At 70.6% G+C, this 25,404-nt stretch carries 23 protein-coding genes and 1 riboswitch; of the genes, 7 read left to right on the top strand and 16 right to left on the bottom strand.

Annotation, left to right across the window (positions count from 1 at the left end):
• Positions 1-15: 15 nt before the first annotated feature.
• The 4 genes from ACWFQ8_RS11160 to ACWFQ8_RS11145 all read right to left on the bottom strand — a co-directional run bounded on the left by ACWFQ8_RS11160 (position 16) and on the right by ACWFQ8_RS11145 (position 4,293).
• The gene (locus tag ACWFQ8_RS11160) at positions 16-1,080 is read right to left on the bottom strand and encodes an NlpC/P60 family protein (protein ID WP_453785911.1); all 1,065 of its coding nucleotides are present in this window, start codon (positions 1,078-1,080) and stop codon (positions 16-18) included.
• Between the two features lie 290 nt (positions 1,081-1,370).
• Entirely contained in the window at positions 1,371-2,396 is a 1,026-nt protein-coding gene (locus ACWFQ8_RS11155) for an NlpC/P60 family protein (protein WP_453785910.1), read from the bottom strand.
• Between the two features lie 252 nt (positions 2,397-2,648).
• On the bottom strand, positions 2,649-4,013 hold the full coding sequence (locus ACWFQ8_RS11150; RefSeq protein WP_453786043.1) for an NYN domain-containing protein: 1,365 nt from the start codon (positions 4,011-4,013) through the stop codon (positions 2,649-2,651).
• A 40-nt stretch (positions 4,014-4,053) separates the two neighbouring features.
• On the bottom strand, positions 4,054-4,293 hold the full coding sequence (locus tag ACWFQ8_RS11145) for a hypothetical protein (RefSeq protein WP_030291802.1): 240 nt from the start codon (positions 4,291-4,293) through the stop codon (positions 4,054-4,056).
• 123 nt (positions 4,294-4,416) lie between these two features.
• On the opposite strand from ACWFQ8_RS11145, the gene ACWFQ8_RS11140 reads away from it, so the two are divergent.
• Together ACWFQ8_RS11140 and ACWFQ8_RS11135 are read left to right on the top strand one after the other, a co-directional pair.
• Positions 4,417-5,151 (top strand): rhomboid family intramembrane serine protease, encoded by a 735-nt coding sequence (locus ACWFQ8_RS11140; RefSeq protein WP_453785909.1) that lies wholly within the window; start codon positions 4,417-4,419, stop codon positions 5,149-5,151.
• Complete coding sequence (locus tag ACWFQ8_RS11135; protein WP_053676059.1) at positions 5,148-5,429, top strand: Lrp/AsnC ligand binding domain-containing protein; 282 nt, start codon at positions 5,148-5,150, stop codon at positions 5,427-5,429. Before ACWFQ8_RS11140 ends, ACWFQ8_RS11135 begins: the two co-directional genes overlap by 4 nt.
• Before the next feature lie 54 nt (positions 5,430-5,483).
• Here ACWFQ8_RS11135 and ACWFQ8_RS11130 read toward each other — a convergent pair whose 3' ends face one another.
• The 6 genes from ACWFQ8_RS11130 to ctaE all read right to left on the bottom strand — a co-directional run bounded on the left by ACWFQ8_RS11130 (position 5,484) and on the right by ctaE (position 12,768).
• The gene (locus tag ACWFQ8_RS11130) at positions 5,484-6,920 is read right to left on the bottom strand and encodes an aminotransferase class V-fold PLP-dependent enzyme (RefSeq protein ID WP_453785908.1); all 1,437 of its coding nucleotides are present in this window, start codon (positions 6,918-6,920) and stop codon (positions 5,484-5,486) included.
• Positions 6,921-7,137: 217 nt separating this feature from the next.
• A riboswitch (SAM riboswitch) is annotated at positions 7,138-7,254 on the bottom strand.
• 90 nt (positions 7,255-7,344) lie between these two features.
• Entirely contained in the window at positions 7,345-8,409 is a 1,065-nt protein-coding gene (trpD, locus tag ACWFQ8_RS11125; RefSeq protein WP_453785907.1) for an anthranilate phosphoribosyltransferase, read from the bottom strand.
• 169 nt (positions 8,410-8,578) lie between these two features.
• A complete protein-coding gene (qcrB, locus tag ACWFQ8_RS11120) occupies positions 8,579-10,210 on the bottom strand; it encodes a cytochrome bc1 complex cytochrome b subunit (protein WP_453785906.1) in 1,632 nt (543 codons plus the stop codon).
• Positions 10,207-11,265 carry a cytochrome bc1 complex Rieske iron-sulfur subunit gene (gene qcrA / locus ACWFQ8_RS11115; protein WP_453785905.1) on the bottom strand — a complete coding sequence of 353 codons (1,059 nt, stop codon included), beginning with the start codon at positions 11,263-11,265 and terminating at the stop codon, positions 10,207-10,209. Before qcrA ends, qcrB begins: the two co-directional genes overlap by 4 nt.
• Positions 11,262-12,071: a cytochrome bc1 complex diheme cytochrome c subunit gene (gene qcrC / locus ACWFQ8_RS11110; protein WP_453785904.1), complete on the bottom strand. Its 810-nt coding sequence runs from the start codon at positions 12,069-12,071 to the stop codon at positions 11,262-11,264. The genes qcrA and qcrC overlap by 4 nt, the downstream gene beginning before the upstream one ends.
• A gap of 76 nt (positions 12,072-12,147) precedes the next feature.
• The gene (ctaE, locus tag ACWFQ8_RS11105; protein WP_453785903.1) at positions 12,148-12,768 is read right to left on the bottom strand and encodes an aa3-type cytochrome oxidase subunit III; all 621 of its coding nucleotides are present in this window, start codon (positions 12,766-12,768) and stop codon (positions 12,148-12,150) included.
• Positions 12,769-12,967: 199 nt separating this feature from the next.
• Between ctaE and ACWFQ8_RS11100 the strand changes: the two genes are divergently transcribed.
• Complete coding sequence (locus ACWFQ8_RS11100) at positions 12,968-13,372, top strand: hypothetical protein (protein ID WP_453785902.1); 405 nt, start codon at positions 12,968-12,970, stop codon at positions 13,370-13,372.
• A gap of 163 nt (positions 13,373-13,535) precedes the next feature.
• Here ACWFQ8_RS11100 and ACWFQ8_RS11095 read toward each other — a convergent pair whose 3' ends face one another.
• The 4 genes from ACWFQ8_RS11095 to ctaC form a co-directional block, all read right to left on the bottom strand.
• Entirely contained in the window at positions 13,536-14,780 is a 1,245-nt protein-coding gene (locus ACWFQ8_RS11095) for an Ig-like domain-containing protein (RefSeq protein ID WP_453785901.1), read from the bottom strand.
• A gap of 123 nt (positions 14,781-14,903) precedes the next feature.
• Positions 14,904-15,302 (bottom strand): cytochrome c oxidase subunit 4, encoded by a 399-nt coding sequence (locus ACWFQ8_RS11090; RefSeq protein ID WP_030863499.1) that lies wholly within the window; start codon positions 15,300-15,302, stop codon positions 14,904-14,906.
• Positions 15,299-17,032, bottom strand: coding sequence for an aa3-type cytochrome oxidase subunit I (ctaD, locus tag ACWFQ8_RS11085; RefSeq protein WP_453785900.1), 1,734 nt, complete (start codon positions 17,030-17,032; stop codon positions 15,299-15,301). Before ctaD ends, ACWFQ8_RS11090 begins: the two co-directional genes overlap by 4 nt.
• Positions 17,029-18,003, bottom strand: coding sequence for an aa3-type cytochrome oxidase subunit II (gene ctaC, locus ACWFQ8_RS11080; protein WP_453785899.1), 975 nt, complete (start codon positions 18,001-18,003; stop codon positions 17,029-17,031). The genes ctaD and ctaC overlap by 4 nt, the downstream gene beginning before the upstream one ends.
• A 397-nt stretch (positions 18,004-18,400) precedes the next feature.
• On the opposite strand from ctaC, the gene ACWFQ8_RS11075 reads away from it, so the two are divergent.
• Positions 18,401-19,780, top strand: a complete 1,380-nt coding sequence (locus tag ACWFQ8_RS11075; RefSeq protein WP_453785898.1) for an aminotransferase class V-fold PLP-dependent enzyme — start codon at positions 18,401-18,403, stop codon at positions 19,778-19,780.
• 707 nt (positions 19,781-20,487) lie between these two features.
• On the opposite strand, the gene ACWFQ8_RS11070 is transcribed toward ACWFQ8_RS11075, so the two are convergent.
• Positions 20,488-21,462: a carbohydrate kinase family protein gene (locus ACWFQ8_RS11070; protein ID WP_453785897.1), complete on the bottom strand. Its 975-nt coding sequence runs from the start codon at positions 21,460-21,462 to the stop codon at positions 20,488-20,490.
• Positions 21,463-21,594: 132 nt separating this feature from the next.
• On the opposite strand from ACWFQ8_RS11070, the gene ACWFQ8_RS11065 reads away from it, so the two are divergent.
• Positions 21,595-21,831, top strand: a complete 237-nt coding sequence (locus ACWFQ8_RS11065) for a hypothetical protein (protein WP_453785896.1) — start codon at positions 21,595-21,597, stop codon at positions 21,829-21,831.
• A gap of 100 nt (positions 21,832-21,931) precedes the next feature.
• Positions 21,932-23,404, top strand: a complete 1,473-nt coding sequence (locus ACWFQ8_RS11060; protein ID WP_453785895.1) for a hypothetical protein — start codon at positions 21,932-21,934, stop codon at positions 23,402-23,404.
• Between the two features lie 96 nt (positions 23,405-23,500).
• On the opposite strand, the gene erpA is transcribed toward ACWFQ8_RS11060, so the two are convergent.
• Positions 23,501-23,857, bottom strand: coding sequence for an iron-sulfur cluster insertion protein ErpA (erpA, locus tag ACWFQ8_RS11055; protein ID WP_250742523.1), 357 nt, complete (start codon positions 23,855-23,857; stop codon positions 23,501-23,503).
• A 306-nt stretch (positions 23,858-24,163) separates the two neighbouring features.
• Here erpA and nadA point away from each other — a divergent pair, with 306 nt between their 5' ends.
• Positions 24,164-25,351: a quinolinate synthase NadA gene (nadA, locus tag ACWFQ8_RS11050; RefSeq protein ID WP_453785894.1), complete on the top strand. Its 1,188-nt coding sequence runs from the start codon at positions 24,164-24,166 to the stop codon at positions 25,349-25,351.
• Positions 25,352-25,404 lie beyond the last annotated feature (53 nt).

The raw sequence follows: 25,404 nt of genomic DNA, 5'->3' as shown, positions 1-25,404 counted from the left end.
CGGTAGGGGAAGGGGTCAGGGGCGGGTCACCGACGACACCGGCATCATGCCGACGGGGTCGTAGCGGACCCGGGCGCCCGGGTACGGGGCGTGGACCACCTGGCCGTTGCCCACGTACATGCCGACGTGGCTGGCGTCCGACCGGTACGTCACCAGGTCGCCCGGCCGCGCCTGCGACAGCGGGACCCGGCGGCCCGCGTACCGCTGGGCCTGCGAGGTGCGGGGCAGGGCGACACCCGCCTGCCGGTAGGACCAGACCATCAGACCCGAGCAGTCGAAGCCGGACGGCCCGGTGGAACCCCATACGTACGGCCGGCCGACGGCCGCGCGGGCCGCCATCACGGCGGTCGCGGCCCGCCCGGACGAGGGACCGGCCGAGCCGTCGGCGGGCAGCTCGGGCAGGCCGTCGGCGCGGCCGCCGGAGCGCGAGGCGCGCTCGAACGCGGCCCGCTCCTCGGACGACATGGCGTTCAGCAGCCGCCGGGCCGCCGCCAGCTTCGCCGTGACGGCCCGCTTGTGGCGGGCCACGTCGGCGCGCAGGTCCTCCAGATCGGCGAGTTTGCGGTAGGCCTCCCGGCGCTCCTGGCCGAGCCGGCGCTGCTCCTCGCGCAGGGCGTCCAGCATGTCGGCCTGACGGCCGGTCAACCGGTCCAGGACGGCGGCCCGGTCGAGGTAGTCGTCGGGGTTGTCGGACAGCATCAGGCCGACGGCGGGGTCGATGCCCCCGCTGCGGTACTGGGCGCCGGCGAAGGTGCCGAGCAGGCCCCGCATGGTGTTGATGCGCTCCTGGCCGCGTGCCACCACGTCCTGGGCCCGGCTGATCTCGGTGCGCAGCCGGTCGGCCTTCTCGCCCGCCTCGTTGAAGCGCTCGGTGGCCTGCTCGGCCTCCTCGAAGAGCCGGTCGACCTGGGCCCGGGCCTGGGACGTGGTCCCGGCGCCGGGCTCGTACGGCAGTCCGGGGGCGGCGCTCGCGGGCGCCCCGACCATGGCGACGGCGGCGGAGGCCGCGGCGGCGGTGAGGACGGTGACCTTCGTGCTCCAGTCGGGGCCGCTGAGCCCGGACCGGCGATGGGACGCCACGTGAAACCGCTCCCTTCCGCTGGGCGGGGCCCGGGTCCGCCCCCCGTGGACGGCCGTGTGCCGGGTTCCGCGCTGGCAGACAGTAGCGGCGCCACCGGGCGCCGACCAACGACCGCCGACGGGCACGCACGACGACGCCCCGCAGGAGACGCAGGTCACCGGCGGGGCGTGCGGTCACAGGGCGGCCGCGGAATTCGCCCGGATGGGCGGTGCGCGGCGCGTCCCCGGCGACGGGGCGCGGGCGGGGCCTCGACGGCGGGAGGGACGGGAGGGGAAGGGAAGTGAGGCGACTAGATGCGGACGCCGAACTGGAACGGCATGTTGTCCATCGACTCGTACTTGACGCCACCGCGCGGGTTGGCGGCGTGCAGCGTCATGTTGTTGCCCGCGTACAGGCCGACGTGGTGCAGGTCCCCGTAGAAGAAGACGAGGTCACCGGGCTGGAGCTGGCTCCGGCTGATCCGGGTGCCCTCCTTGGCCTGGGTCCAGGTGGTACGGGTGATCCCGATGCCGGCCTGCTTGTAGGCCCACTGGGTCAGCCCGGAGCAGTCGAAGGAGTTGGGGCCCTCGTTGCCGGAGATGTACGCGCTGCCGACCTTGGTCTTGGCGGCCGCGAGGGCGGCGCCGGCGCGGCCGGAGGCCGTCTCGTTGCCGAGGTCGACGCGCTGGCCGTCGGCGCGGCTGGCGCGCGCCTCCTCGTCCTTGAGCTGCGCCCGCTCCGCCGCGGTCAGGGAGTTGAGCAGGGCCTGGGCCTGGGCGAGCTTCTCCTTCGAGAGCTTCTTCTTCTCGCCGAGCTCCTTGCGGGTGGCGTCCAGGTCCGCGAGCTTGCCTGCGGCCTCCTGGCGCTGCTGCGCGAGGCTGCGCTGCTTGGCCTGGATCTTCTGGACCGCCTCGACCTGCTTGCCGCTCAAGTGCTCCAGCGAGGAGGCCTTTTCGAGGTAGCTGTCGGGGTCCTCGGAGAGGAACAGCGCGAGGGACTGGTCGATGCCGCCGTTGCGGTACTGGGCACTGGCCATCGAACCGAGCGTGCTGCGCAGCTCGTTGAGGTCGCCCTGGCCGCGCGCCACCTGGTCCTGGAGCTGCCCGATCTCCTTTTCGAGCTTCTCCTGGCGCTCCTCGGCCCCGTTGTACTTCTCGGTGGCCTGCTCCGCCTCTTCGTAGAGCGCGTCGACCTGAGCCTTGACCTCGTCCTTGCCGGGCTTGGCCGGCGCGGCACTGGCTCCCTGGGCGGAGAGGGCGACGGCCGCCGCCGCGGTCGCGGTCAGGACGGTCAGGCGCGCACGGTTCGGCTGCTTGGGTCGACGGTGGGACGCCACGAAGGCGAGCTCCTTCTTCCTGGAGCCGCCGAGGAACGCAACTCGGCAGCACCTTCGCTGCCACCCCGAATGAGTGATCTACCGCACGAAGGTTTGAGCAGACCTTAGTGACCTCGCTGTGATCAGTTCAAATCCTGTCGAGCAAAAACTTTGTCCCCGACCAGCTTCTTTACCCGTGACACACGCTGCGTGCAGGACACTTGACCGTGCGTTGACTCCGAGCTCCGTCAATTCCGGCATTGCGGCCAGGAGTTACGAAACGCGCGAAAGCCGCTTAAGGAGCAAGGCGGACGCGACCGGTCGCGCCCCGGCCTTGGCCACGCCGTCGGCGACCTCCCGGTCCGTGGAGACCACGACCACCGGGCGGCCCTGCGGCTCGGCGCGCACCAGCTGGCGGATCAGCTCGTCCGCCGTCACCCCGGCCTTCGAGAACAGCACGCGCACCCCGCGCGGCGGCGCCAGCAGCACCGGGGCTGCCAGTTCCGCCCCGTCGAAGACGCAGGTCATCTCCGCGCCCGTCTGCGCGGCCAGCATCGACAGGCCGCCCAGCAGCCGCAGCCGCTGCTTCTCCAGCGGCATCGTCGGATAGCCGGTCTTCGTCACGTTGTAGCCGTCGACCACCAGATGCGCCTGAGGCAGCGCCAACAACTGGTCCAGCAGGGCCGGATCGGTGTCCGACAGGGCGCGCGCCGCGATGTCCTTCGGTGTCATCCGCCCCGGCTCCACGGCCTCCACGGTGTCCGCGGGACGGGTGGAGACCGGCGGCAGCGCCAGTTCGCGGCGCAGCCCGGCCGCCGCGTCCAGCACGGTGTCCAGCAGCAGCCGCAGCCGCATGTCCTCGATGCTGCGCCCCTCGCGGGTGGCCCGGCGCGAGGTCTCCAGTGCCGTCTCCACCTCCGCCAGCCGGGACTTGAGCCGCCGGTTCTCGCTCTCGGCGGCGGCCACGCGGGTGGCGGCCTCGCTGCGGATGCCGTCTACCTCGGCGTTCAGCTTGCGCAGGGCGGCCTCGCCGCGCTTGACGTCGCTCAGGGCGCTGCGCAGCTTGCGGTGCAGCGATTCCGCTTCCTTGCGGGCCGCGTCCAGTTCGTTCCGGACCTGCTCGCCGCCGGTCCGCTGGAGGTCGCGTACGTGCGCCAGCTCCTCGCGGAGCCGGTCCAGCTCGCGCCGGGTCTCCTCGCCGACCCGCTCGGCGTCGGCGCGCTGCGCCTCCTCGCCCGCGGCCGCCACCAGCTTGACCCAGCCGACCGGCCGCAGGACGTACGCGGCGGCCGCCACGTCCAGCGGATCGGCGGCGGCGGGCGGCGCGCCGGACTCCAGCGCCCCGGCCAGGTCCGCCTGCGCCTCGCGGAGCTTCTCGGCGACCCTCCCCCGGAAGACGGCGTCGGTCTCGACCGCGGCGGCCATGGCGTTCCCGGCGAACTTGGCGCGCCGGGTCGGGGTGAACCGGGCGTACTGGCGCAGCTGCGCCGGCAGGTCCGCGACCGTCAGTCCGCCGAAGGCGTCCGAGACCAGCGAGACGACCCGGCGCCGCACTCCCTCCGGCAGCGGGCGGTCGAGCACCTCGGCGGCGTCGCCGGCCGCGTCGGCCGGCTCAGCACCGCTTGCTGGCTCCACAATCCGTCACCCCTACCGTGATCTACCTGCGGGTACGGCTCCGTCAGGAGTCCGTGCCCGGCCTGTCCACCAGCTCGATCTGGTCCACCGCGTTGCACCAGCGGCAGCGGACCGACTCGATGGTCTCATTGACCACCTCGCGCTCCTCGACCTTGGGCTCCCCGGCGAGGTCCAGGTGGACGTACTCCACGACCTTCGACGAACGGGTGACGTCGAAGCGCGTGAGGTTGCCGCACAGGGTGCAACGCCACCGGGTGGTGTCGGTCGGCAGGGGAACCGTCATCAGGCCGCTCTCTCCTTCGTAGCTCTTTCAATTAAAGCCGTCCCTGCGGCCGCCCGCGTCACTCCGCGACCGCAGCTCGTAACCCTACGGCCTGCCACCGCTTCAGGTGGGTCCGCTTGCGTCATGCTCGGTCGCATGATCGTAAGGTGGCGGGCCGTGCGCGAGGCCGCCCGGGGGCCGGTGGTCACCCATGCGCTGATCGCGGGCTGCGGCGTGGTGTTCGTACTGGGTCCGGCCTCGGGGCTGAACCCGGGCTACGGGACGGGCGACGAGCTGCTGACCGCCGGGACCGCGTACTTCCGGCGCTGGGGCGTCGTCCCGGACGAGCTGTTCACGGGCGGCCCGCGAGCCTGGCTGACCCCGCTGACCGCGCTGTTCGTGCACGGCAGCTGGCTGCACCTGCTGGGGAACATCCTCTTTCTGTACGTCTTCGGCGCGATGGCCGAGCAGCGGATGGGCCGTCCGGCGTTCCTCGGCTTCTACGTCTGCGCCGGCTACGTGGCCATGACGGCGTACGCGGCGGCCAACGCCGGGTCCGCGCAGACGCTGGTCGGGGCGTCCGGGGCCATCTCGGCGGTGCTCGGCGCCTTCCTCTTCCTCCTGCCGAGCGCGAGGGTGACGAGTCTGTTCCCGTTCCTGTTCTTCCTGCCGCTGCGGTTCCCGGCCTGGATCGTGCTGCTGTTCTGGTTCGCCCTCCAGGGGGTGGCGGCGCACCGGGCGGGCAGCGGCCCGGGGGTCGCCTATCTGGCCCATCTCGTGGGCTTCTCGGTGGGCTTCCTCTACGCGTGGGTGCGGTATCGCGGTGCGACTAGAGTGAGGCCACCAGCGACGGCCACCGAGGGAGACAGCCAGCCGTGATCACCGCGATCGTGCTCATCAAGACCAGCGTGGACCGCATCCCCGAGATCGCCGAGGCCATCGCCGCGCTGGACAGTGTCAGCGAGGTGTACTCCGTCACCGGTACGTACGACCTGATCGCGCTGGTCCGGGTGGCCCGCCACGAGAACCTGGCGGACATCATCCCGGGCAGCATCAGCAAGATCCCGGGCGTCGAGGCGACGGACACCCACGTGGCCTTCCGCACCTACTCCCAGCACGACCTGGAAGCCGCCTTCGCGATCGGCCTGGACGCCTAGACACCTCGGGCCGGGGTCCGGACCGGTTGGAGCGCACCGCCGCCTCGCCGCCTGTCAGACGGCCGGGACGCAGCGGCCCTCTTCCGTGCGGTACTGCCACTGCGCGCCGTCCGCGACGAGTTCCTTCACCGCGCGGACGAAGCGCTCGACGTGCTCGTCCGGGGTGCCCGCGCCGAAGCTGACGCGGATGGCGTTCAGCGAGCGCTCGCCCGGGGCCGCCTCCGGGGCGCCGCACTCCCCCGGCTCCTGCGGCTCGCTGCCCAGCAGGGTGCGGACCAGCGGGTGGGCGCAGAACAGGCCGTCGCGGACGCCGATCCCGTACTCGGCGGACAGGGCCGCCGCGAAGTGGGAGCTGTTCCAACCGTCGACCACGAAGGAGATGACGCCCACGCGCGGGGCGTCGTCCCCGAAGAGGGACAGCACCCGCACCTCGGGGACCTCCGCGAGGCCCTCGCGGACCGTGGCGACGAGGTGGCGCTCCCGGGCGACGAGGGCGTCGAAGCCCGCCTCGGTCAGAGCGCGGCAGGCGGAGGCGATCGAGTAGACGCCGATGACGTTCGGGGAGCCGGCCTCGTGGCGCGCGGCGGTGGTGTGCCACTCGACGTCCACACCGCCGTCCTCGCGCCGGGCCACCTTGCGGGAGGCGCCGCCTCCGGCGAGGTACGGCTCGGCCTCCTGGAGCCAGTCGGCGCGGCCGGCGAGGACGCCCGAGCCGAAGGGCGCGTACAGCTTGTGGCCGGAGAAGGCGACCCAGTCGACGTCCAGCTCCCGCACGGAGACGGGGTGGTGCGGGGCCAGCTGGGCGGCGTCCAGCACGATCCGCGCGCCGTGGGCGTGCGCGGCGGCGGCGAGCTCCTTGACCGGCCACAGCTCACCGGTGACGTTGGAGGCGCCGGTCACGCACACCAGCGCGGGACCGTACGGCTCGCGTTCGGCAAGGGCACGCTCCAGCGTGGCGACGGCCTCGGCGGGGGTGCGCGGGGCGTCGAGGTAGCTGACGCGGGCGTCCGACCAGGGCAGCAGCGAGGCGTGGTGCTCGGTCTCGAAGACGAAGACCTGGCAGTCGGCCGGCAGCACGGCGGCGAGCAGGTTGAGCGAGTCGGTGGTGGAGCGGGTGAAGACCACCTGGTCCGTGGGGCGGCAGTCGAGGAACTCGGCGACCGTGACGCGGCTCTGCTCGAAGAGGTCGGTGGAAAGCTGGGAGAGGTAGCCGGCGCCGCGGTGCACGCTGCCGTAGTAGGGGGCGTACGCGGCCACGTCGTCCCAGACCCGCTGCAGGGCGGGGGCGCTGGCCGCGTAGTCCAGGGCGGCGTAGGTGACCTCGCCGCCGGTGACGAGCGGGACGGTGACGTCCCGGCCGAGGACCGCCAGCGGTTCGGCACAGGCGGGGCCCTCGGCGGCGTTGCTCGCGCACTCGACGGGGGCGGTGACGCGGGCGGTGACAGCGGCGGCGGTGTCGGCGTTCGGGGCGGCGTTCAGGAATGCGGACATGGCGGAATCTCCCGGCAGGCAGGGGTGAATGGCTTCGGTGCGCCCGCACGCGGGTACGGCTCTGGGGCCGTCCGGGGTACGGGGAGTGCCCCGGAACTGAACGGGGCACACGGAAGCGGCCCTGGTCCGGGGGTTGAAGAAGGGGCGGAGTCGCCCTATCGCATTCGCTTGCTCACGGAAAAAGCTCCTCGGGAGACCAGGACCCCTGGTGTCGAGGGATCCGCGCTTGCCGTAGACCTCGCTGCCTACGGCCTGGTCATCACCCGGGGCACCCCGCCACGGAAGGAGGGTTGCCGGACAGCGAGCCGGGGCCTAAACGCTGTCACTCGTGACCTGGTCAGCATCCTGCCACATGATCCCGCCGACGCAAGGCCCCGGTCCGAATGGCGGACCGGGGCCTTGACTCAAAACCGTCGTACGAACATCAGGCGTTGCTGGCCGCCACCCACCGCTCCAGCGCCGCGCGGGCCGCGCCCGAGTCGATGGCCTCCGCCGCCCGGGTGATGCCCGCCGCGATCTGCTCCTCCAGCGTGCCCTCGCCCGGGTCCAGGGCCACCAGGGCCGCCGCCGAGTTCAGCAGCACCGCGTCGCGCACGGGACCGGTCTCGCCGGCCAGCAGGCGCCGGGCCACGTCCGCGTTGTACGAGGCGTCCGCGCCCCGCAGCTCCGCCACGTCGACGAGGTCGACGCCCACGTCACGGGGGTCGAAGGACTGCTCCACGACCCTGCCGTCGCGGACCCGCCAGACGCGCGAGGTGGCGGTCGTGGTGAGCTCGTCGAGACCGTCGTCGCCGCGGAAGACCAGCGCGGACGAGCCCCGCTCCGCGAGCACGCCGGCCACGATGGGGGCCACCCTGGCGTCGGCGACACCGGTCGCCTGGGCCCGTACCCGCGCCGGGTTGGTCAGCGGGCCCAGGAAGTTGAAGGTGGTCCGGATGCCCAGTTCCTTGCGGGCCCCGGCCACGTGGCGCAGCGCCGGGTGGAACTTCACCGCGAAGCAGAAGGTGATGCCGGCCTCCTCCGCGACCTCGGCGACCCGCGCCGGGGTGAGGTCGAGGTTGACGCCGAGCTTCTCCAGGACGTCCGAGGCCCCGCTCGCGGAGGACGCGGCCCGGTTGCCGTGCTTGACCACCTTGGCGCCCGTACCGGCCACCACGATCGCCGACATCGTCGAGATGTTGACCGTTTTGGCCCCGTCGCCGCCGGTGCCGACGATGTCCACCGTCCGGCCCGGCACCTCGATCAGGTTGGCGTGGTCGTACATGGTCTCGACGAGACCGTTGATCTCCGCGACGGTCTCGCCCTTGGCCCGCAGGGCGACCACGAAACCGGCGATCTGGGCGTCGGTGGCCTCCCCACGCATGATCTTGTCCATGGCCCAGGCGGTGTCCTCGGCACGCAGGTCCCGGCCGGCCAGCAGCGCGTCGAGAAGGCCCGGCCAGCCGCGGGCCGCCACGCTGTCGCCGCCTGCCGGGGTCACAACGTTCATGGTCCGCTCCTGCTGCTTGTGGGCCGCCCCCGTGTCCGCGCCCACGTCGAATGGGAAGGGCTCCAGCCTATCCAGCCCCGAGGGACGGCAAAGAGCCCCGTCCAGACCCTGGACGGGGCTCTTGCCGTGGCGACGCCAGGACTGACCGAAATCAGTCCCTCAAACGGGATCAGTGGTGGCCGTGGCCGCTCTGGATCTCCTTGTACTCCTCCACCGAGGGCTTCGGAATCTGGTTGTCCTCGGCGTAGAAGCCCTTGCTGAGCTTCGCCCGCAGCTTCTCCGTGAGCTTCACCTTGCGCTCGACGCCGTTCTCGTCGACCGTCGGACCGGCCTCGATCGGCCGGTACTGCTCGTGCTGGGTCAGCGTGTGCAGCTGGCCCTGCGGGAGCGGCTCGTGGATCTCGACGAACTCACCGTGCGGCAGGCGCTTGATGATGCCGGTCTCGCGACCGTGCAGCACCTTGTCCCGGTCCCGGCGCTGGAGGCCGAGGCAGATCCGCTTGGTGACGATGAAGGCGAGGACCGGTACGGCGAAGAAGCCGATGCGGACGAACCAGGTGATCGAGTTGATCGACAGGTGGAAGTACTGCGCGAACATGTCGTTTCCACCGCCGATCAGGAGCACGATGTACTCCGCGATCCAGGCGACACCGAAGGCCGTACGGGTCGGGACGTTGCGCGGGCGGTCCAGGATGTGGTGCTCGCGCTTGTCCCCGGTGACCCAGGACTCGATGAAGGGCCAGACGGCGATCGCGCCCAGCACCAGCGGGAAGAGCAGCAGCGGGATGAACACGCCCAGGACGAGCGTGTGGCCCCACAGGTTGATCTCCCAGCCGGGCATGGCACGGATCAGGCCCTCGGGCATACCCATGTACCAGTCGGGCTGCGCACCGGTGGACACGTGGTCCGGACGGTACGGGCCGAGCGCCCAGATCGGGTTGATCGAGGCGATCGCGGAGATGGCCGAGATGACACCGAAGACCAGGAAGAAGAAGCCTCCGGCCTTGGCCATGTAGACCGGCAGCAGCGGCATGCCGACGACGTTGTTGTTCGTCTTGCCCGGCCCGGGGAACTGGGTGTGCTTGTGGTAGAAGACCAGGATCAGGTGGGCCACGAGCAGGCCCATCATGATGCCGGGCAGCAGCAGGATGTGGATGGAGTAGAACCGCGCGACGAAGTCGCCGCCCGGGAACTCCCCGCCGAACAGGAAGAACGACAGGTACGTGCCGACGACCGGCACGGACAGGATCGCGCCCTGCATGAAGCGGACACCGGTGCCCGAGAGCAGGTCGTCCGGCAGCGAGTAACCGGTGAAACCGGTGAACATGCCGAGGACCAGCAGCAGGAAGCCGAAGATCCAGTTGACCTCGCGCGGCTTGCGGAACGCGCCGGTGAAGAACACGCGCATCATGTGCACGATCATCGCCGCGACGAAGATCAGCGCCGCCCAGTGGTGGATCTGCCGGATGAGCAGACCACCGCGGACGTCGAAGCTGATGTCCAGGGTCGAGGCGAAGGCCTCGGACATCATGACGCCCTGCATGGGCACGTACGAGCCGTGGTAGACGACCTCGTTCATGCTCGGGTGGAAGAACAGCGTCAGGTACACACCCGTGAGGATGATGATGATGAAGCTGTAGAGGCAGATCTCACCCAGCATGAAGGACCAGTGGTCCGGGAAGATCTTGCGCATGTTGGCCTTGGCCAGGCTGTAGATGCCCAGGCGGCCGTCCGCCCAGTCCGCTACGCGCTCGCCGGCCGGCGCTTTGCGCGCCGTCTTGGTGGTGGTGGCAGTGCTCATCCGCGCTCCCAGAATGCAGGACCGACGGGCTCTTCGAAGTCGCCGAGCGCTTCGAGGAAGCCTTCGTCATTCACACCGATCCGCAGCTGCGGAAGGGCGTGACCAGCCGGGCCGAAGATGACACGGGCGCCGTCGGAGAGGTCGAAGGTGGACTGGTGGCACGGGCAGAGCACGTGGTGCGTCTGCTGCTCGTACAGGCTGATCGGGCAGCCGACGTGGGTGCAGATCTTGGAGTAGGCGACGATGCCGTCGTGGGACCACTCCAGCTCCTGCTTGTCCTTGATGTCGTCCGGCTGGATGCGGACGATCATCAGGGCGGCCTTGGCGATCTGGACCTGGAAGTCGTGCTGGTCCTCCTCCAGGCCTTCCGGCATGGCGAAGGTCAGCGAACCGACCAGGACGTCCTCGGGACGCAGCGGCTCCATCGTGTTCTGGTTGATGAGCAGCTTGCCCTTGGCCCACAGGGTCTTGCGGAGCTTGTCCTCGGGCAGCGGGCCCGTGTCACGGAGGATCATGACGGCGGACAGCGGCAGCATCGCCAGCGCACCCAGCATGGTGTTGCGGATGAGCGGACGGCGACCGATGCCGGACTCCGACGCACCGGCGGCGAAGTCGGCCATGACCTTGGCCTTGACCTCCGGCGGAGCTGCGATCTCGTGGCGCTCGTCGGCGACCTCGACGTCGGACATCAGGGTGCGGGCCCAGTGGACCGCGCCCGCGCCGATGCAGAAGAGGGCCGTGCCCAGCGTCATGCCCAGGGCGAAGTTGAGCGCACTCACCTTCCCCAGCGGGAAGATGTAGACGATCTTGTCGACCGGGAAGATCACGTAGGACGCGATGAAGCCGATCGTCGCCAGCATCGACAGCGTGAACAGCATCGCGACGGTGCGCTCGGAGCGCTTCGCCGCACGCTCGTCGATGTCCTGGATGCGCGGCTTGTGGACCGGCAGGCCCGGGTCCGCGAACGGGTCGTCCGCGACCGCTACGCCACCGTGGTGGACGTCGCCCTGCTCGCTCGGCAGGTGCTTCTCTTCGGGAATGTCTTGGCTACTCATGACTTCTTGGCCTTAGCGGTGTGGGCCGCGACCCAGACGGCGACAGCGATCAGCGCACCCAGACCGAAGATCCAGCCGAACAGACCCTCGGAGACGGGGCCGAGGCCACCGAGCTTGAGCCCGCCGGGGTTGGTCGACTTCTCGCCGTTCACGTTCTGGAGGTACGCGATGATGTCCTTCTTCTCCTGCTCCGGCATGGTGCTGTCCGGGAAGGAGGGCATGTTCTGCGGGCCGGTGAGCATGGCCTCGTAGATGTGCTTGGGCGATACGTCCTCAAGGTTCGGGGCGTACTTGCCGTTCGTCAGCGCGCCGCCTTCGCCGGTGAAGTTGTGACACTGCGCGCAGTTGTTGCGGAACAGCTCACCACCCTTGGCGATGTCGGCACCCGCCGGGTCGTACTGCTTCTCGGTCGGCGTGATCGGGCCGGCGCCGAGGGACGCGATGTACGCGGCCAGCTGGTCGATCTGCGCCTGGGTGTAGACCTTCGGCTTCTCCGGCACCTGGGCGCCGGGCTGCTGGGCCGGCATGCGGCCCGTGCTCACCTGGAAGTCGACGGCCGCGGAGCCTACGCCGACCAGGCTCGGGCCGTCAGAGGAACCCTGACCGCCGGTTCCGTGGCAGCTTGCGCAGCCGACGGCGTAGAGCTTCTTGCCCTCCTCGATGGCGAGGGACTGGGCGGTTTCATCGGCCTGCGCCTTGCCCGCGGGGGCGAAGGCGGCGTACAGCCCCCCAGTGGCCGCCAGCGCGAGGAGTAGAACGACGACCGCCGCCAGCGGATGGCGTCGTCGTGCGGAGAGCTTTTTCACGGATTACCCCGGTGTCAGGATCTTCTGCGTCGGTGTTTCTGGATGGAGTGCCGGGTCGGGCCCGGCGACGTGTTCGCTACTTGATCAGGTAGATCGTGGCGAAGAGGCCGATCCAGACGACATCGACGAAGTGCCAGTAGTAGGACACGACGATGGCCGACGTGGCCTGTTCGTGGGTGAACCTCTTGGCCGCGTACGTCCGGCCGAGGACCAGCAGGAAGGCGATGAGGCCGCCCGTCACGTGCAGACCGTGGAAGCCGGTGGTCAGGTAGAACACCGAGCCGTACGGATCGGACGAGAGGCTCATGCCTTCGTGCTTGACCAGCTCGGTGTACTCGAACACCTGGCCGCCAATGAAGATCGCACCCATGACGAACGTGATGATGAACCACGTCCGGAGCTTCTTCACGTCACCGCGCTCGGCGGCGAATACGCCGAGCTGGCAGGTGAGCGAGGAGAGCACCAGGATCGTCGTGTTCGTCGCCGAGAAGGGCAGATTCAAGGCCGAGGCCTGCTCTGTCCAGTACTCGGTACCCATCACGGATCGCAGGGTGAAGTACATCGCGAAGAGGGCCGCGAAGAACATCAGCTCGGAACTCAACCAGATGATGGTTCCGACGCTGACGAGGTTCGGCCGGTTGACCGTCGGGTGCGCGTGCCCGGTATCTACTGTCGTTGCTGTCGCCACGACCGACATTATGTCGGTCGCTTATCCCGCCCTCACCCCGGGGGGTGCCGTTCGGAGTGTCCGGGGGGTGTGCAAGGCCCGAACGGCCCATCAGATGAGCCAATGAGCGTGTCGTGCGAGGCTGTCCGAACCGATGTGGGCGGCGCATCGGGAGGAGTAGCATCCCGCGCAACATCAACGTGATTCACGTGACACGTGGAGGAACGAAATGCGGGCGACTGCGCGGGTTCTGGTCTACAGCGACGACGCGGGCACCCGGGAGCAGGTGCGGCTGGCGGCCGGGCGCAGGCCGGCCGCGGACCTGCCGCCGGTGGAGTTCCTGGAGTGCGCGACGCTGCCGGCGGTCCTGTCGGCGCTGGACGCGGGCGGCATCGACGTGTGCGTGCTGGACGGCGAGGCCACTCCGGCCGGGGGCATGGGTGTGGCCCGGCAGATCAAGGACGAGATCTTCCGGTGTCCGCCGGTGCTGCTGCTGATGGGACGCCCCCAGGACGCCTGGCTGGCCACCTGGAGCCGCGCGGACGCCGCCGTCACCCTTCCGGTGGATCCGGTGGAGTTCGCGGACGTCCTGGCGGGCCTCCTGCGCTCCCGCCTGTCCTCCTCGGCCGCCTGACCCCCTCCCCGGCGCCTGCGGGGCCCCGTTCGGCTCACCCGTCCGTGTGCGAAACCGCCACGGGAGGGTGAGCCGGGTCCCGGAAGCGGACGCCGGGGCCGGGGGGCGGGCGTGGGCGCCCGGTCTGGACGCTCGGCCTGGACGCCCGGCCTGGACGCTCGGCCTAGACGCTCGGCCGCAGGCGCGCCTGGTCGATCGGACTGCGGCCTTCCTGGGTGCCCTTGAGGAGGGCGCTGCCTTCGCGCCAGTCCTTCCAGTCCATGTTCCAGTCGCCGAAGCCGTTGCCGAAGATGTCCATGTCGTCGCCGATGCTGTTGATCACCTGGACGATGTCGCCCTCGTTGATGTTCTCGTAGAACCAGGCGGCGTTGCCGGTGCTCATGCCCGTGCAGCCGTGGCTGACGTTGGCGTAGCCGTGCGAGCCGACCGACCAGGGCGCGGCGTGGACGTACTCACCGCTCCAGGTGACCCGGGTGGCCCAGTAGACGGGCAGGTTGTAGTACTCGCTGCCGCCGATGCCGACGGTGTCCCCGCGCATCTGGACGTAGTACTGCTTGCCGAGCACCACCTTGATGCCGTTGCGGGTGGAGAAGCCGGGCTTGCCGGTGGTCACCGGAATGGAATTGATCACTTCTCCGTTGCGCCGGAAGGTGAGCCAGTGCGAGGAGGCGTCGGTGGTGACCTCCACCCGGTCGCCGATCTCCAGCTTCAGCGGCTTGGCCGCGGCTCCGTGGAGGTCGTCGGTGATCCTGATGCCCTCCAGGTTGCTGCGCACGGAGACGGCGGAGTTCGCGGGCCAGTACTCCTTGGGCCGGTAGTGCAGCTTCTTGTCGTCCACCCAGTGCCAGGCGCCCTCGACTCCGGGCGGGACGTCGACGATCAGGCCCCGCTCCACGACGGCGCGGGCGGCCTTGTCCTTGACCGGCTCGTTGAGCTCCGCCGTGATGGGCTGTCCGACGCCGTATTTGCCCTCCTCCGGCCCGAATTCGACCTTGAGGACCCCCTTGGACGGAGTGGTGTCGAAGGACAGCGTGCGCTGCCCCGGAGCGCCCCGCTCGTTCTCGGTGCTCACGGTGGCCGTGTAGTGGACGCCGGCGGCCAGCGGGACCGTGCTGTGCCACCGGTCCCCCTTGGCGCTGAGTTCGCCCGCCAGACGGCGGCCGTGGCCGTCCACGACGGTCACGTCGGTGATGCGGCCCTCACCGGTCTTGGCGGTGACTTCCAGGGGGCGACCGGGGTCGACGGGGCGGCCGTCGGCGCTCATGTTGAAGGCGACCTGATCGCCCGCGTCGTACGGGCGGACGGACAGCGGGTCGTCGTCGGACCCGCAGGCGGTGGCGCCGGCCCCGAGGGACGCGACCAGCAGGGAGCAGCTGAGTACCGTCCAAAGACGCGGTGAGTGCTTCATGGGACCAACGCTATGAAGATATGACAATTACGGCGCGCGGGATGACTGCAAACGAGGGGCCCGGACTCCTCCGAAGAGGTGTCCGGGCCCCAAGTGCCGCGCGGCGGTGCCGCGGGGGTGCTGCTACTGGTTCTGGTTCTCACCGCGGTAGTACTCGTACACCCAGCCCCACAGACCGATCAGGATCAGCGGAGCGGAGAAGTACATCAGCCACCAGCCGAAGATGACGCCCATGAACGCGAAGGCGCCACCGATGGCCAGGGAGAGCGGCTGCCAGCTGTGCGGGGAGAAGAACCCCAGCTCGCCGGCCTCGTCGGCGACATCGGCTTCCAGGTTGTCCTGGGCCATCTCGTCGACGCGCTTGGCCGTGAAGGCCAGGTAGTAGCCGATCATCACGCTCAGGCCGAAGGCCAGGAAGAGCGCCGTGGTGCCGACTGGCTCCTTCGACCACACGCCGTACACGACGGCCATGATCAGGATGAAGAAGGAGAGCCAGAGGAACATCTTGCCCTGGATCTTCACTTGCCCGCCTCCTTGCCACCGGTGACGGCCGCGGTGGCGACGCTGTGGTCCTCAAGGTGGTCGAGGGCCGCGATCTCCGGGTGGTGCAGGTCGAACGCCGGGGACTCGGAACGGATCCGCGGCAGGGTGAGGAAGTTGTGCCGCGGCGGCGGGCAGGACGTCGCCCACTCCAGCGAACGGCCGTAGCCCCACGGGTCGTCGACCTCGATCTTCTTCCCGTACTTCGCCGTCTTCCAGACGTTGTACATGAAGGGCAGCATCGACAGGCCGAGCAGGAACGAGCTGATCGTCGAGATCGTGTTCAGCGCGGTGAAGCCGTCGGCGGCGAGGTAGTCCGCGTAACGACGCGGCATGCCCTCGGCGCCCAGCCAGTGCTGCACCAGGAAGGTGCCGTGGAAGCCGATGAACAGCGTCCAAAAGGTGATCTTGCCGAGGCGCTCGTCCAGCATCTTGCCCGTGAACTTCGGCCACCAGAAGTGGAAGCCGGAGAACATCGCGAAGACCACGGTGCCGAAGATGACGTAGTGGAAGTGCGCGACGACGAAGTACGAGTCGGAGACGTGGAAGTCCATCGGGGGCGAGGCCAGGATGACGCCGGTCAGACCACCGAAGGTGAAGGTGATCAGGAAGCCGACGGCCCAGAGCATCGGTGTCTCGAAGGACAGCGAGCCCTTCCACATGGTGCCGATCCAGTTGAAGAACTTCACACCGGTCGGTACCGCGATCAGGAAGGTCATGAAGGAGAAGAACGGCAGGAGTACACCGCCGGTGACGTACATGTGGTGGGCCCACACGGTCACCGAGAGGCCGGCGATCGCGATCGTCGCCGCGATCAGGCCGATGTAACCGAACATCGGCTTGCGCGAGAAGACCGGGATGACCTCGGAGATGATGCCGAAGAACGGCAGCGCGATGATGTACACCTCTGGGTGTCCGAAGAACCAGAAGAGGTGCTGCCACAGCAGGGCGCCGCCGTTGGCCGAGTCGAAGATGTGCGAACCGAACTTGCGGTCGGACTCCAGCGCGAAGAGCGCCGCGGCCAGGACCGGGAAGGCCAGCAGGACCAGGACACCGGTCAGCAGGACGTTCCAGGTGAAGATCGGCATGCGGAACATCGTCATGCCGGGCGCGCGCATGCAGATGATCGTGGTGATGAAGTTGACCGAGCCGAGGATCGTGCCGAAGCCGGAGAAGGCCAGACCCATGATCCACATGTCGGCGCCGATGCCCGGCGACCGGACCGCGTCCGACAGCGGGGAGTAGGCGAACCAGCCGAAGTCGGCCGCACCCTGCGGGGTGGCGAAGCCGGCGACCGCGATGGTCGAGCCGAAGAGGTAGAGCCAGTACGCGAACATGTTCAGCCGCGGGAACGCCACGTCGGGCGCGCCGATCTGCAGCGGCATGATCCAGTTCGCGAAACCGGCGAACAGCGGCGTCGCGAACATCAGCAGCATGATCGTGCCGTGCATCGTGAACGCCTGGTTGAACTGCTCGTTCGACATGATCTGCGTGCCCGGACGGGCCAGCTCGGCGCGCATGAACAGTGCCATGACGCCGCCGATGATGAAGAACACGAACGACGTGACCAGGTACATCGTGCCGATGGTCTTGTGGTCGGTGGTGGTGAGCCACTTCACGACCACGTTGCCCGGCTGCTTGCGCCGCACCGGCAGCTCGTTCTCGTACGAGTCAGCTGCGGCGGCACCCTGGGATTCGTTGAGGATGCTCACAGTTTGTTCGTCTCCGCGTTCCGGGCCGGGTCGGTCTGCTGGATGCCGGCCGGCAGGAAGCCGGTCTGACCCTTCTCCGCCAGCTCCTTCAGGTGCGCCCGGTACTCCTCGGGCGAGACCACCTTGACGTTGAAGAGCATCCGGGAGTGGTCGACGCCGCACAGCTCGGCGCACTTGCCCATGAAGGTGCCCTTTTGGGACGGGGTGACCTCGAAGACGTTGGTGTAGCCCGGGATGACGTCCTGCTTGAACAGGAACGGGACCACCCAGAAGGAGTGGATCACGTCGTTCGACGACAGGATGAAGCGGACCTTCTCGCCCACGGGGAGGACCAGGGTCGGCCCCGGGTTGTTGGTGTCTTCGTTCCGGTCGCTCGGGACACCCTTCTGGTAGACGCCCTCGGCGCCAGCCGGGAAGTCCTTGGTGTAGCGGTCCGGGATCGAGGCCAGCTCCTTGGGAACCGCGCCCGCCTTCGGGCTCGCCGCGTCTCCGTCGACGTCCTCGATGTAGTTGAAGCCCCAGCTCCACTGGAAGCCGATCACGTTGATCGTGTGCGCCGGCTTGGCGGAGAGGGAGAGCAGCTTCGACTCGTCACGCGCGGTGAAGTAGAAGAGCACCGAGACGATGATGAGCGGGACCACGGTGTACAGCGCCTCGATGGGCATGTTGTACCGGGTCTGCGGGGGGACCTCGATCTTCGTCCGGCTGCGCCGGTGGAAGATGACGCTCCACAGGATCAGGCCCCACACCAGGATGCCCGTGATGAGAGCGGCCGCCCAGGATCCCTGCCACAGGGAGAGGATGCGAGGCGCCTCCTCCGTGACCGGGGTGGGCAATCCGAGGCGGGGGAAGTTTTTCCAGGTGTACGAGCAACCAGTGGCGGTCGCCAGGACCACGCCCGCAGTCAGCGCCTGCAGCAGCTTCCGCCGCATCGGGCGCCGCGGCGAGCGGTCGGAGCCGTAGGGACTCACGTAGCGCCTTCCCGAGAGTCTCGGCCCGCGCGGCCGGCCGCGGCCGCTGTTCGGGTCGGTCGCCGGCCCTGACGCAGGCAGGGGTTTGGATGTTTATGCGGACCAAACCCTACTGGACGCTATTTGGGGTCGCGCGGGGAGGGTGCCCAACGCGCCGCTACTGCCCCCGAAGGGATGGATCCGCCGTACGGGGGACGGCGGATCCGGGCCCGAACGGCGGACTGAGGACGGCATCTGACGGCCCCTGAACCCGGCCGGCGCGGGTCCCGCTCCCGGCCGCCGCACCCGGTCGCCGCGGGTCCCGCGCCCGGGCGCCGGCCGTCGTTGCCCGGCCCCTGCCCCGCGCCTGCCGCCGTCGGATGCGCCGTGCGCCGCCGCGCCCCCTTACCGTGGCCGGATGCCGTACTTCGACACCGCGTCCGCCGCTCCCCTGCACCCCGTGGCCCGGCAGGCGTTGCAGGCCTCCCTGGACGAGGGCTGGGCCGATCCGGCCCGGCTGTACCGGGAGGGCCGGCGCGCCCGGCTGCTGCTGGACGCGGCGCGGGAGGCGGCGGCGGAGGCCGTGGGCTGCCGGCCGGACGAGCTCGTGTTCACCCCTTCGGGGACGCACGCGGTTCACACGGGGGTCGCGGGCGTGCTCGCGGGGCGCCGGCGTATCGGTGGGCGTCTGGTCCTGTCCGCGGTCGAGCACAGTTCCGTGCTCCATGCGGCGCAGGCCCACGAGGCGGGCGGCGGCACCGTCACCCGCGTCCCTGTCGACCTTTCGGGCGCGGTGGCGGCCGCGGACTACGGCGCGGCGCTGCTCCCGGACACGGCGCTGGCCTGCCTCCAGTCCGCCAACCACGAGGTGGGCACGGTCCAGCCGGTGGCGGAGGTGGCCGACCTCTGCGCGGCAGCCGGGGTGCCACTGCTCGTGGACGCGGCCCAGTCGCTGGGCTGGGGTCCGGTGGAGGGCGCGTGGTCGGTCCTCGCCGCCAGCGCGCACAAGTGGGGCGGCCCGCCGGGGGTCGGCCTGCTGGCCGTCCGCAAGGGAGTCCGCTTCTCGCCCCAAGGCCCGGCCGACGAAAGGGAGTCGGGACGCTCCCCCGGCTTCGGGAACCTCCCGGCGATCGTCGCGGCGGCGGCCTCGCTGCGGGCCGTACGGGCGGAGGCCGACGCGGAGGCGGCCCGGTTGCGGGTCCTGGTGGACCGGATCCGGCGCCGGGTCGTCCGGCTGGTCCCGGACGTGGAGGTGGTCGGCGACCCGGACCGCAGGCTGCCGCACCTGGTCACCTTCTCGTGCCTGTACGTCGACGGGGAGACGCTGCTGCACGAGCTGGACCGGGCGGGCTTCTCGGTCTCGTCCGGCTCCTCCTGCACGAGCTCCACGCTGACCCCCAGTCATGTGCTGCGAGCGATGGGGGTGCTCTCGGAGGGGAACGTACGGGTCTCCCTGCCGCCGGGGACGACGGCGGAGGAGGTCAACGCGTTCCTGGAGGTGCTGCCGGGTGCGGTGGCGGGGGTGCGGGAGAAGCTCGGCGCGGCCGAGCCGCCGGCGGTGGCGCCGGTGGCGGACTCGGTGGAGCTGGATGCGCTCGGGCTGCGCTGCCCGCAGCCGGTGATCGAGCTGGCCCGGGCCATCGGCACCGTGCCGGTGGGGGGGACGGTGACGGTGCTGTCGGACGACGAGGTGGCGGGGCTGGACGTGCCGGCGTGGTGCGGGATGCGGGGGCACGCGTACCTCGGCGCGGCCGAGCGCCCGGTGGGCGTGGCGTACACCGTCCGCCGCCTCCACTGACCCGGGACTCCGCCCCGGCCCCCTACGCCGCTCCGCGCCGACGCCCCAAGCCCGGCGCGACCGGCAACCTGCCTCAAGCACCGGCGGGGCCGGAAGAATGTGCCTCAAACGCCGGCGGGGCCGGGAGAACCCGCCTCAAACGCCGGCGCGGCTGGAGTCGCGCCGGCGGCGCCGCTCCCGGGGCTTCGCCCCGGACCCCCTACGGCGCTCCGCGCCCGCGCCTCAAACGCCGGCGAGGCTGGAATCCCCTCCGGCCAACCCAGCCCGACGGGCGCATCCAGCCCTCCGGCACTCACGCCCGGGCCCGGACTCAGCACTCAGCCCCGCGGCGCCCGGGGTGCAGGACGTGGGGCAGAGCCCCACTCTCAGCCCCGCCCGGCGTCTGAGGCGCGGGGGTCGAGGCGGAGCCCCGCATTCAGCCCCACCGGCATCCGAGGCCAGGGCTCGGGGCGGAGCCCCGCTCTCAGCCTCGCCGGCGTTTGAGGCGCGGGGGTCCGGGGGCCGGCCCCCGGCAGCCGGCCCGCAGCCGGACGACGAGGCAGCGCGCATTCAGCCTCGCCGGCGTTTGAGGCGCCGGGGTCGGGGCGGGGCCCCGCTCTCAGCCTCGCCGGCGGTTGAGGCGCGGGGCCTGGCTGGGCGGAGTGCCAGGGGCTCCGGCCCCGCGGGGCGGCTCCGGCCGGGCCGGCGTTCGCGGGGCCGGGCCGGGGTCAGGACAGGTGGGCGCGGACCTCCGCCGCCGCCTCTTCGCCGTAGGCCTTGGTGAAGCGCTCCATGAAGTGGGCCCGGGCCAAGGTGTACTCCTGGGTGCCGAGCGTCTCGATGACCAGCGTCGCGAGCATGCAGCCCAGCTGCGCCGCCCGCTCCAGCCCGACGCCCCAGGCGAGGCCCGTCAGGAAGCCCGCGCGGAACGCGTCGCCGACACCCGTCGGGTCGACCTTCGCGGCCTCCTCCGGGACACCGACCACGATCGGCTCCTCGCCGACGCGCTCGATCTTGACGCCGTTCGAGCCGAGGGTGGTGACCCGCGTACCGACCTTGGACAGGATCTCCGCGTCGGACCAGCCCGACTTCGACTCGATGAGGCCCTTCTCGTACTCGTTCGAGAAGAGGTACGTCGCACCCTCCATCAGGGTGCGGATGTTGTCGCCGTCCATGCGGGCGATCTGCTGCGAGAAGTCCGCGGCGAAGGGGATCCCCCGCGTCCGGCACTCCTCGGTGTGGCGGAGCATCGCCTCGGGGTCGTCCGCGCCGATCAGGACCAGGTCCAACCCGCCGACCCGGTCGGCGACGGCCTTGAGCTCGATCAGGCGGGCCTCGCTCATCGCGCCCGTGTAGAAGGAGCCGATCTGGTTGTGGTCGGCGTCCGTGGTGCACACGAAGCGCGCGGTGTGCAGCACCTCGGAGATGCGGACGGACTCGGTGTCGACGCCGTGCCGGTCCAGCCAGGCGCGGTACTCGTCGAAGTCGGAGCCGGCGGCGCCGACCAGGATCGGGCGGTTGCCGAGCTGCCCCATGCCGAAGCAGATGTTCGGGCCGACACCACCCCGCCGGACGTCGAGGTTGTCGACGAGGAAGGAGAGGGAGACCGTGTGCAGCTGGTCCGCGACCAGCTGGTCGGCGAAACGGCCGGGGAAGGTCATGAGGTGGTCAGTGGCGATGGAGCCGGTGACTGCGATGCGCACGGCGTGGACGCTCCTGCGGAGGACGGCGAGGGGACAGTCAAAACTACCCGGTCGTCAGCCCCTGGCCCAACGGTTGAAACTACCCCGTAGTAGGTCTTTCTTCCCGTGCCACGAGGTGCCTACGGTGCCCCCATGACCTACACCGACGGCTTCGGCTCCACCGAGTACACCGCCGACGCGCGCGTGGCGGAAGGCTCGCGGCGGCCCGGCTTCGCGCGTCTGCTCGGCGACTGCGCCCGGATGGCCCCGCACTGGGCGGTCCCCGCGGGCCCCCGGGCGGCCCGCGTGGCTCCCTCGCAGATCCACGGGATCAGCGTCCCGCCGGCCTCGGCCCGCCTGATCGCATCCACCGTCGAGTACGGGGACTAGCCGTGGACTAGGCCCGCCCGAGCACGCCGGGGGGAACCGGTTGCGCCGCTGTTCCGTCACACCCGCATCAGGCAGGACGGGACTGTGAAGGAGCGATGCGGTGACCAGCGAAGAACCGGGCACATCACGCGGCACACGACGGCGGCCGGCCTGGGCCGTCGGTTCGATCGCGGCCGCCGTCCTGCTCGCGGGCGGGGGCACCGCGTACTGGGCGTCCACCGCCCACGGCGACGGCGCGCAGTCCACCCGTACGGCGGACCGTGCGGCTTCCGCGCCCCGTGACGCGGGGGACCCCACGGGGCCCGGCATCGCGCCCGGGGAGCCCGATCCGTCCGGCGGCGGGGTGGTCTACCGGGCCGACGCGGCGCTGCCGGAGGCCCCGGCGGGCACCGCGCCCGCCTTCGCGGCGTCGGGCGAGGTGACCTCGGAGGAGGTGGCGCGGCTCGCCTCGGCGCTCGGCGTCTCCGGGGCCCCGAGGCTCACCGGGGACACCTGGCTGGCCGGCGAGGCCGCCGACGGTTCCGGGCCGCGGCTCACGGTGACCCGCAAGGCCCCGGGGACCTGGAGTTTCAGCCGCTTCCAGGCGGGGGCGGGCAACGGCGTCGGGGACGACTGCGTGCGCGGCAAGGACACCTGCGGCCCCGCCACCCTGCCGCGGGACGGCGGGACCACGATCACCGGTACGGACCCGGCGGCGGGCCCGGGCGCGGCGACGGGCCGGCCGGTGTCCGAGGAGGCCGCCCGGGCCGCCGCGGCGCCGGTGCTGGCCGCGGCCGGGCAGGACGGGGCCGCCCTGGACGCGCGGCTCGTGCAGGGCTCCGTCCGGGTGGTGAGCGCGGACCCGGTGGTCGGCGGGCTGCCGACGCGCGGCTGGTCGACGAAGGTCAGCGTGGGCGCCGACGCCTCGGTGGTGGCGGGCAGCGGCGAGCTGAAGGCGCCGGTACGGGCCGCCGAGCAGCCGGTGGTCGGGGCCGTGGAGGCGCTGGCCCGGCTGAACGCGCGGTCCGGCGGCCCGGACGGCACCGGCCCGGGGCCCAGCGGGTGCGCGACCTCGGTCCCGGTGGCTCCGGACACCCCGGTGGGGGCGACGGACACGGTGCCGTGCAACCCGGAGCCCCGGCCGATGAAGCCCCCGCGTACGGAGTCGGTGCGCGGCGCGGTGTTCGGGCTGGTGCCGGGGACGGTGGGCGGGGCGCGGGGTCTGGTGCCGGCCTGGCTCTTCGAGGTGGCCGGCAGGAACGGCGGGGCGGGTCACACGGTGACCGAGCCGGCGGCCGTCCAGGAAGGCTCCTCGGCCCCGAAGGAGGGCCGGACCGTGCCCGGGTTCTCGTACGCGGACGCCGAGCGGAAGCTGACGGTCAACTTCTGGGGCGGCGCGTGCAGCACCTACGCCGTGGAGGCGCGGGAGCACGCCGAGTCGGTTCTGGTGAAGATCACGGACACTCCGAACCAGCCCGGCCAGGCCTGCATCCTGATCGCACAGGAGATGTCCCTGACGGTGACGCTCAAGGAGCCGCTGGGCGGGCGGAAGGTCGTCGACGCGACGACGGGCAAGCCGCTCCCCCGGCAGTAGCGCGCGGGGGCACCGCGCGGACGACGAGGGCCCGCCCCCGGTCATGGTGACCGGGGGCGGGCCCTCGTCGTACAGCCGGCGGTGCGGCGGTGCCGACTAGCTGAACGAGTCGCCGCAGGCGCAGGAGCCGGTGGCGTTCGGGTTGTCGATCGTGAAGCCCTGCTTCTCGATGGTGTCCACGAAGTCGATGGAGGCACCGTGCAGGTACGGGGAGCTCATCCGGTCCGTGACGACCTTCACACCGTCGAAGTCCTTCACGACGTCGCCGTCGAGGGAACGCTCGTCGAAGAACAGCTGGTAGCGCAGGCCGGAGCAGCCGCCGGGCTGGACGGCGACGCGAAGCGCCAGGTCGTCGCGGCCTTCCTGCTCCAGCAGGGTCCTGACCTTGTCGGCGGCGGCGTCGGACAGGAGGATGCCGTCGCTCACAGTGGTCTTTTCGTCCTGTACGGACATCTGCATTCACTCCCGAAGTGGGCGGCTCCCCGCCGGAAGCAGGGAAACGTCGGACTCTTGCCGTCGGTGGCAACGAGCGGGACCGCGGTTTCATTCCGGGACCCGACGCTTGTTTCAGATATTCATGCTCGCACACCCGGGCGGGGGCGGCCCCGAGGGAAGCCACGGGCTCATTCGTCACATCGACACTATCGGCATCGTCAAACTGACGTGAAGAGGTTATGATAAATAGCGTCAAGTAGACGAGAAGTCGAACCGATGCCTCAGCCGATGCCTCAAGAAGTCCCTTGTCGCAGAACAGAAAGGGTGCGTGTCGTGACCACCGCCCAGCCTTTGGACGTCCAGCCGACGCCCCTCGCCCTGCTGCTGCTCGGCCGTGAGGCCGACCCCAAGAGCGAGCGCGGGGTGGAATGCCCCGGCGACCTGCCGTCGCCGTCGGACCCGGACCTCGTGGCCCGCGCCCGCGCGGCCAAGGAGAAGCTCGGGGACAAGGTCTTCATCCTCGGTCACCACTACCAGCGTGACGAGGTCATCGAGTTCGCCGACGTCACCGGTGACTCCTTCAAGCTGGCCAAGGACGCGGCCGCCAAGCCGGAGGCCGAGTACATCGTCTTCTGCGGCGTCCACTTCATGGCCGAGTCGGCGGACATCCTCACCTCCGACGACCAGAAGGTGGTCCTCCCGGACCTGGCCGCGGGCTGCTCGATGGCCGACATGGCCACCGCCGAGCAGGTCGCCGAGTGCTGGGACGTGCTGACGGAGGCCGGCGTGGCCGGCACGACCGTGCCCGTGTCGTACATGAACTCCTCCGCCGACATCAAGGCCTTCACCGGCAAGCACGGCGGCACGATCTGTACCTCGTCCAACGCGAAGAAGGCCCTGGAGTGGGCCTTCGAGCAGGGCGAGAAGGTGCTCTTCCTCCCGGACCAGCACCTGGGCCGCAACACGGCCGTCCGCGACATGGGCATGTCCCTGGACGACTGCGTCCTCTACAACCCGCACAAGCCGAACGGCGGCCTGACCGTCGAGCAGCTGCGGAACGCCAAGATGATCCTGTGGCGCGGGCACTGCTCGGTGCACGGCCGGTTCTCGGTCGACTCGGTCAACGACGTCCGTGCCCGCATCCCCGGCGTGAACGTCCTGGTGCACCCCGAGTGCAAGCACGAGGTCGTGGCGGCCGCGGACTACGTCGGCTCGACGGAGTACATCATCAAGGCTCTGGAGGCGGCCCCGGCCGGCTCGAAGTGGGCCATCGGCACCGAGCTGAACCTGGTCCGCCGGCTGGCGAATCGATTCGCCGCCGAGGACAAGGAAGTCGTCTTCCTCGACAAGACGGTCTGCTTCTGCTCGACGATGAACCGCATCGACCTCCCCCACCTGGTGTGGACCCTGGAGTCGCTGGCCGAGGGCAATCTGGTCAACCGGATCCAGGTCGACAAGGAGACCGAGAGCTTCGCGAAGCTCGCGCTGGAGCGGATGCTCGCGCTCCCGTAAGCGGGCGCTCCGTGGCCGGCGCGGCCGCGGCACCCGGGCCCGGCGCCCGAACG

This window comes from Streptomyces sp. NPDC055254, assembly GCF_053606025.1.
Note: the sequence above shows the minus strand (reverse complement) of the source record. Positions and strands in the feature narration are given on the sequence as shown.

Coding starts and splice junctions, on each gene's coding strand:
- ACWFQ8_RS11145 (WP_030291802.1), bottom strand. CDS start 4,293: ATGACGGTTCCCCTGCCGACCGACACCACCCGGTGGCGTTGCACCCTG.
- ACWFQ8_RS11140 (WP_453785909.1), top strand. CDS start 4,417: ATGCTCGGTCGCATGATCGTAAGGTGGCGGGCCGTGCGCGAGGCCGCC.
- ACWFQ8_RS11130 (WP_453785908.1), bottom strand. CDS start 6,920: ATGTCCGCATTCCTGAACGCCGCCCCGAACGCCGACACCGCCGCCGCT.
- trpD (WP_453785907.1), bottom strand. CDS start 8,409: ATGAACGTTGTGACCCCGGCAGGCGGCGACAGCGTGGCGGCCCGCGGC.
- qcrB (WP_453785906.1), bottom strand. CDS start 10,210: ATGAGCACTGCCACCACCACCAAGACGGCGCGCAAAGCGCCGGCCGGC.
- qcrA (WP_453785905.1), bottom strand. CDS start 11,265: ATGAGTAGCCAAGACATTCCCGAAGAGAAGCACCTGCCGAGCGAGCAG.
- ctaE (WP_453785903.1), bottom strand. CDS start 12,768: ATGTCGGTCGTGGCGACAGCAACGACAGTAGATACCGGGCACGCGCAC.
- ACWFQ8_RS11100 (WP_453785902.1), top strand. CDS start 12,968: ATGCGGGCGACTGCGCGGGTTCTGGTCTACAGCGACGACGCGGGCACC.
- ACWFQ8_RS11095 (WP_453785901.1), bottom strand. CDS start 14,780: ATGAAGCACTCACCGCGTCTTTGGACGGTACTCAGCTGCTCCCTGCTG.
- ACWFQ8_RS11075 (WP_453785898.1), top strand. CDS start 18,401: ATGCCGTACTTCGACACCGCGTCCGCCGCTCCCCTGCACCCCGTGGCC.
- ACWFQ8_RS11065 (WP_453785896.1), top strand. CDS start 21,595: ATGACCTACACCGACGGCTTCGGCTCCACCGAGTACACCGCCGACGCG.
- erpA (WP_250742523.1), bottom strand. CDS start 23,857: ATGTCCGTACAGGACGAAAAGACCACTGTGAGCGACGGCATCCTCCTG.